The 1,214-nt window shown below is 41.2% G+C and carries 1 protein-coding gene and 1 pseudogene; both read right to left on the bottom strand.

The window, feature by feature from the left end; all coding sequences use genetic code 11:
* A pseudogene (locus UC75_RS21960) lies at positions 1–304 on the bottom strand (proline--tRNA ligase); the annotation flags it as partial.
* Between the two features lie 58 nt (positions 305–362).
* A partial coding sequence (locus tag UC75_RS21955; RefSeq protein WP_228137418.1) for an efflux RND transporter permease subunit occupies positions 363–1,214 on the bottom strand: 852 nt, incomplete at its 5' end.

Below are 1,214 nucleotides of genomic sequence, written 5' to 3'. Positions count from 1 at the left end.
TGGTATGACGATCTTTAAAGCGTAATAATTCAGGACCATATTGTTCATATCGACCCGATTCTTCCCAAAGACTTGCGGGTTGAGTCACGGGCATGCATACTTCCATTGCGCCTGAGCGGTTCATTTCTTCACGAACAATCGCATCTACTTTTTTAAGCACACGTGTTCCCATCGGCAGCCATGTATATAAACCAGATGCCAATTTACGAATCATCCCCGCACGTAACATGAGCTGGTGTGAAATCACTTCAGCATCATTTGGGGTTTCTCTCAACGTTGCAAATAAAAAGCGGCTTGCGCGCATGGAAAAAGTCCTAAAAGTTAAGCGTTATAAAAACGCAGATTATACGATAATCGCTGCATTATGACATGAATCGTCGAGTTTGACGCAGCATAAAGTTTTTCAAGTCATCTAGATAAGTGAAAATGACGGGTACAACCACAAGAGTCAATAGGGTAGAGGTAATTACTCCCCCAATCACAGCGTGAGCCATTGGTGCGCTTTGCTCACCGCCCTCACCAAGACCTAAAGCTAGAGGAACCATCCCCATCACCATGGCACTTGTTGTCATTAAAATTGGACGTAAACGTGTTTTGCCTGCTTGTAAAATAGCATCGTAACGGCTTGTCCCCTGATCCATTGCTTTCTTAATAAAGTCGATAAGCAAAATCGCATTTTTAGTGACGAGCCCCATCAACATAATAATGCCAATAATTGAAAACAGGTTTAGGGTACTTTTGAATAAGAATAAGGCAAGAAAAACACCAATGAGTGACAAGGGTAAAGAGGTCATAATTGCAGCAGGATGAATAAAGCTATTAAACTGAGAACCTAAAACAATATAGATAAACACAATTGAGAGGGTAATGGCTGTTAATGCATATCCAGCAGATTCAGCCATGTCAGCATTAGCCCCTTGGGTATCAAATGTATATCCAGCAGGTAGTTTAAAAGCCTTTTGCATTTTATCGATGTCTTGACCAATGTCACCACTAGGTCGTCCTGAGGTATTTGCCTCAATCAATACTTCACGCTCAAGATCACGTCGGTTAATTTGTGAAGCACCGAGCTTTTCTTCGGTTGTTGCAACTGCGCTAAGTGGAACTAATATATTTTGCCCAGTCGCATTGGTCTTATTAGAGTTGAGATATAGGTTCTGCACATCTTGTGGAAGCATACGTTTATTTTCATTTAAACGTACATTCACATCATA

This window comes from Acinetobacter sp. V2 (assembly GCF_001188385.1).
Classification (GTDB): Bacteria; Pseudomonadota; Gammaproteobacteria; order Pseudomonadales; family Moraxellaceae; genus Acinetobacter; species Acinetobacter oleivorans.
The sequence above is the reverse complement of the archived record's forward strand: the minus strand, read 5'-3'. Positions and strand labels throughout refer to the sequence as shown.